This window comes from Thermoactinomyces intermedius (assembly GCF_013912365.1).
Classification (GTDB): Bacteria; Bacillota; Bacilli; order Thermoactinomycetales; family Thermoactinomycetaceae; genus Thermoactinomyces; species Thermoactinomyces intermedius.
Window position 1 is genome coordinate 1 of record NZ_JACETT010000085.1, and the last position, 4865, is coordinate 4865.

Here is a 4865-nt window from a genome sequence, read left to right on the forward strand (position 1 = left end):
GATGGCCGATACCATGTTTATGTGGAAACGCCATATTGGGGGGTGTAATATGAAGCCGGAATATCGGATCAGAATCCGAAACGCAAACCTCCAATTTGTTTGGGAAGTCACGGATTACATCGACTTCCAATACACCTTGAGAATGAATGCCCTGGGAAAGTGGGTGTTGACTCTACCATACAATTCAGAGTCAACGCGACAGCTCCTAGGGCTTTTAGTTGCTGGGAACCGCGGCGTGGGCGGCATCTATGTTGAACGAAACGGACAATATTTATTTTCTGGTCCGCTTCTGGATCATGAATATTCATTTGATCAGAACGGTGAGATTATGACATTCATTGGTGCGGACGAAATGGATTTTGTCGCGCGGTCCCTGGCATTAGCTCACCCGAGATACTTTCAATCGCCGTTTATGAGAGATAGCGCCGGAAACCATACGGACTATACGCCGAATGACCGGCAACAAAGACCAGGCGAACCAAGCAGATCGAGTAGCGAGTGTTTCTGGGACATATTCGAAAAGAACAAAGGGCAGCGTGCACACCAAACCAGGCGTATCCCGCAACTATACGTTAAGTTCACACAGGGTTCACCTAATGATGTTGGGAGTGAAAGATACCCGAGCGGCGATTTGAGCACATTCCCAAATCCCAATCCGATCGTAACCAGGGGCGACCCGATGATGGACATCTTGGAGCAGATCGTGAACTATAGCGAATCAACGGTCTACAACAGCGACGGGACCGTGTGGAAGCCGCCGCATCCAATCATTCTCACCTCCAAACAGTCATATGAACCGAATTTAGGGACTTCTTATGGCGGATGGTGGATCGTCTTTGAATTTAAGGCATGCCCAAATAAAACGTCATCCATCATTTTTTCAAAAGAACAAAGAAATGTCCTCCGGATACGTCGGACCCGAACAGCGCCAACCGCCAATATGATACAAATCGCCGGAAGTGGAGAAGGGCCTAACAGGGTATTTGCCCATAGCGGTGATGAACCGACCCGCACGATTTACGGTGACCGGGAAGCCTTTGTCGAGTTTACCGGTTTCAAACGCTCAGAAACTAGTGACCATCGACAGGAAATTGAAGAATTGAAACCACAACTTTATGACGAATTGAGAAAAAATACAGCTCAGACGACTATTGAAGCTGATGTTGTTTCGATTGATGGAATGGAATATCACAGAGACTGGTTTCTTGGTGACCGTGTAAAGGTGAGGACTCCGCTGGGGGATGATGATGTGATCATCCGTGAAGTCTCAGGGGCTATTGATTCAAACGGAGAGAATATCCAAGTTCGGTTAGGTACAACTCCAGCGCCTCTCTATGGCCTGGATGACAAAAAGAAAATCGCGGATCATCGCGGATGGATTCAGAACATGACCAAAAGAACAGGGGGGTTATGATGGCTAGATTTGAACCGATTTTCAAGTACTATGAGTTTAAAGACAATCAATCAGAAAAGATTGTTGTTGAAATAGATCCCCAAGATGGAAGTGATTGGCCGTTTCATAATTTGGTTCTATGTGAATTAAACCCTGATACAGGACAATGGGAACTTTCTCAAAATGAATGGGTTCCTTTGGCGGCAACAAGTGAAAATTCTCTAACTGACAAGAAAAGCGTTATAAAAGAAGCTTGCTATCAACTTGTACAAAGATTAAATAACGAATAATACCATAGGGGGAAACTGCAGGAGGAAAAGGAGATATGAATGAAAACGGAGTTATCATTTCTGCAAAGGAGATGTACACAGCGCTCCAGGAGGTATCGAAATCGTTGCAAAGAATTGAAGGACGACTAGATAAGCTTGAGGGACGAATTGAAGCCGCTCAACAGGCGAGCGAGAGAAGCCAGAAGGCGTTAGAGTCGGTAGATGAACGTAGCCGAGAAGCACTTAATAAGGCGGAAGATGCATTAGACTTGGCGAAAAAGATTGAGGACCAAATAATCTGGATGTGGCGTATAGTTGGAGGGGCCATTGCAACAGGCGCAATAGGAGCGCTTTTTTATTTTGCCCAACAATCGATAGGAGGATGATAATGATGGAAAGTCTTGAATATGCTTTGATTCCAGTCATTTTAGGGCTTTGTGAGTTAGTGAAACAAGTGGGGTTGCCTTCACGGTGGGTCCCACTTGTTTCTTTGGTGTTGGGTGTAGTGTTTGGTGCTTTCTTTTTGCAAGGTAGCATTTCTGTAAGAGTTTTACAAGGTGTTGTTTTGGGGCTTTCTGCATCCGGTCTTTATTCTGGACCGAAAAACTTGATCAAAGGGGGCAAGTCCAAATGAGCGTGTATGTTGTGATTGATCCTGGTCATGGTGGTAAAGATCCTGGCGCTATTGGTTTTAAGATCAATGAAAAAGATGTGGTGTTAAACTTGGCGAAAAAACTAAATGATCATCTTGGCCAATATGAAAAAGCGGTCGTATCCCTTACCCGTTGGGATGACCGCTTTTTGGAACTGAGCGAACGCGCTAAGTTCGCCAATGATCGAAATGCTGACCTTTTCATCTCATTGCATAACAATGCCGCGAGCGCATCCGCCCACGGCTTTGAATCGTTCATCTATGTTAACGCCAGTACTACAACCGCACGGTATCAGACTATTCTCCATGAACAAGTTATGAATTACCTGGCACAAGTCGGTATCCATGACCGCGGGAAAAAACGTGCAAATTACGCGGTGCTCCGTGAAACCAAGATGCCGGCAATCCTACTTGAAAACCTCTTTATCACAAACGAAAAAGAAAATAAACTCTTAAAAGATGATGCCTTCCTGGATAACTTGGCCGCGGCAATTGCCGTCGGGATCGCCAAAATTTTCGGTCTGAAAAAGAAAAACACGGCACCTAAGCCGATGTATCGCATTACCGTTGATGAGGAGGTGATATATGACACAGCCTACGAGTCCAAAATTACTGATGCTGTACTGGAAGCGGTAAGGAAAGGCTCTAAGGAAATCCAATTGAAAAAACTTTAACACAAACCCTGCTAATGGCAGGGTTTTTTTAATGGAGGGATACATCATGAGCAGACCTGTTGTTTTTTACTCGCCACATGCAGATGATGAGACGTTGAACATGGGGATCACCATCGCTGAGCATGTAGCAGCCGGCAGGGATACTCATGTGGTTCTGATGACGTATGGTCGCCAATCCGGGGCCCTTAACGTAATCAATGGAACACATGTCAATGGCGGATACTTCTGGGAGATCAAGCACGACCCGGAGTTTGAGGGGTATAAACCGTTGACAGTTGAGCAATTTGCGGAAGCCCGGATGGAGGAGTTTTATAATGCTCTCCGGCAACTTGGTGTACCAGCTGAAAATCAGCATATTGAATATCTTGATGATCCGAACAGCGACGGCGGGGAAAATGTGACAGTGAATGAAGCCAAAAGTGTAATCCAAAAATATATCAACCTGTTCCCTGATGCTGACCACTATACCTTGAGTTATCACGATATCCATCCGGACCATGCAGCATGTGGACAAGCTTTGCAGGATCTCTATGATGAAGGGGCAATTCAATATTATGTCCGCTTTATCATCAGTATGGCCACAAGGGATGACTATGAATCCCGTGGCGCAGCGATTCCTGGCGGCGGTTGGAAAGATACTCCCACGGATAACACTATCAAGCAACGTGTCATCAATGCTTGCCGGTGTTATGCTGCCTGGGCTCCGAGGCTCGGTGCATATGCGATCGGATATCATTCAGTCAGCCGTCAATTTGATAAATTATTGGCCGATCCGTTCCATTATCTCCATATGCCTGGGCAATAATTAAAAGCCCTCTCCATATCCGGAGAGGGCTTTTTTGTTTCAATCCTCCAAAAGAGGTGTAACCATTTTGACAGTGTATCAGGGATGTAAGGATCTGAACGAGGTTTGGGTGTTTCAATCCTCTAGAAGAGGTGTAACCATTTTGACGGAACTATGCTATATACAGAAAAGTTGTTTGTTTGGAAGGTTTCAATCCTCTAGAAGAGGTGTAACCATTTTGACGGTGTAGTGGTAGTACACCAGTGAGCCTGTTAATAAGTTTCAATCCTCTAGAAGAGGTGTAACCATTTTGACCTAACGGACGAACAAAAGAAGGAAGTTGACGAACTACTAGGGTTTCAATCCTCTAGAAGAGGTGTAACCATTTTGACACGGTTGAAAAAACATCCGAAAACACTACCAAAATGTTTCAATCCTCTAGAAGAGGTGTAACCATTTTGACTGCATGCGTCTGAAACCCTTGACACGCTTGAGGTTCAATATGGTTTTTCGAGCACCTTCGTTTTTTAAAGAGCATTTAAGTTATTTTTTATGTATCAAGTCAAAACGAAGTGGCTTTTTCCTTTATTTCATGCGGGTTTCAGCTTTTACGAGCAACCCCGGGGATTTTTGACATATCAAGGCGCTCGATAAATCCTTGTATGAACATCAAAAATATCAACTAATTTCAGTCTACAAAAAAATAAAATTCTTGTAAACCTTCAGTTCTAATATTAAAGCCCTCTCCATTTCCCGGAGAGGGCTGTTTTTGTAATCCTCCAGAAGAGGAAAATCCCACCTTTAGGTTCATGCTGACATTTCTTTTTGTTTATCCTTGCGGAAGATTCCCATTAATCCTGCAATTACAAGGAACACGGTTGCTAATACATAGAACATCGAGATGCTAATTAATCCGCCGATCCCTGAAATCAGCATCAAAGTGCCGCCGATCTTTGGATTAATCTTTACTACAATTGCTCCTACGATTGCCAAGATGGAAAAAAGGAAAGCTCCCCAACCTAACCCGGTTACCTCCGATGTACTGCCTGAAACTGCCTCATCCACAGCTCCAAAAAAGATAGCAAACAGTGCA

The 4865-nt window shown here is 44.4% G+C and carries 7 protein-coding genes and 1 CRISPR repeat array; of the genes, 6 read left to right on the forward strand and 1 reads right to left on the reverse strand.

Translation table 11 applies throughout. The annotated features are described in order from the left end of the window. From H1R82_RS14170 to H1R82_RS14195, 6 genes are all read left to right on the forward strand, one after another. Positions 1–1414: Gp37-like protein (locus tag H1R82_RS14170; RefSeq protein WP_220272549.1), on the forward strand; the 1414-nt coding region annotated here is incomplete at its 5' end. Then, positions 1414–1683 (forward strand): hypothetical protein, encoded by a 270-nt coding sequence (locus tag H1R82_RS14175; protein WP_181733092.1) that lies wholly within the window; start codon positions 1414–1416, stop codon positions 1681–1683. The genes H1R82_RS14170 and H1R82_RS14175, both read left to right, overlap by 1 nt. A 35-nt stretch (positions 1684–1718) precedes the next feature. Next, on the forward strand, positions 1719–2048 hold the full coding sequence (locus H1R82_RS14180; RefSeq protein WP_138615140.1) for a hemolysin XhlA family protein: 330 nt from the start codon (positions 1719–1721) through the stop codon (positions 2046–2048). 5 nt (positions 2049–2053) lie between these two features. Beyond that, positions 2054–2296, forward strand: a complete 243-nt coding sequence (locus H1R82_RS14185; protein ID WP_181733093.1) for a holin — start codon at positions 2054–2056, stop codon at positions 2294–2296. Continuing rightward, entirely contained in the window at positions 2293–2988 is a 696-nt protein-coding gene (locus H1R82_RS14190) for an N-acetylmuramoyl-L-alanine amidase family protein (protein ID WP_062843037.1), read from the forward strand. The genes H1R82_RS14185 and H1R82_RS14190 overlap by 4 nt, the downstream gene beginning before the upstream one ends. 46 nt (positions 2989–3034) lie before the next feature. Further along, a complete protein-coding gene (locus H1R82_RS14195) occupies positions 3035–3793 on the forward strand; it encodes a PIG-L deacetylase family protein (RefSeq protein ID WP_181821705.1) in 759 nt (252 codons plus the stop codon). A 36-nt stretch (positions 3794–3829) separates the two neighbouring features. Continuing rightward, positions 3830–4235: direct repeats of the CRISPR family, unit length 36 nt; unit sequence GTTTCAATCCTCTAGAAGAGGTGTAACCATTTTGAC. 344 nt (positions 4236–4579) lie between these two features. On the opposite strand, the gene H1R82_RS14200 is transcribed toward H1R82_RS14195, so the two are convergent. Further along, positions 4580–4865 (reverse strand): DUF4064 domain-containing protein (locus H1R82_RS14200; RefSeq protein ID WP_181821707.1); only part of this gene is annotated, 286 nt, incomplete at its 5' end.

Excerpts from the sequence above, each read along its gene's own strand:
- H1R82_RS14175 (WP_181733092.1), top strand. The coding sequence starts at position 1,414 with ATGGCTAGATTTGAACCGATTTTCAAGTACTATGAGTTTAAAGACAAT.
- H1R82_RS14180 (WP_138615140.1), top strand. The coding sequence starts at position 1,719 with ATGAATGAAAACGGAGTTATCATTTCTGCAAAGGAGATGTACACAGCG.
- H1R82_RS14190 (WP_062843037.1), top strand. The coding sequence starts at position 2,293 with ATGAGCGTGTATGTTGTGATTGATCCTGGTCATGGTGGTAAAGATCCT.
- H1R82_RS14195 (WP_181821705.1), top strand. The coding sequence starts at position 3,035 with ATGAGCAGACCTGTTGTTTTTTACTCGCCACATGCAGATGATGAGACG.
- H1R82_RS14185 (WP_181733093.1), top strand. The coding sequence starts at position 2,054 with ATGGAAAGTCTTGAATATGCTTTGATTCCAGTCATTTTAGGGCTTTGT.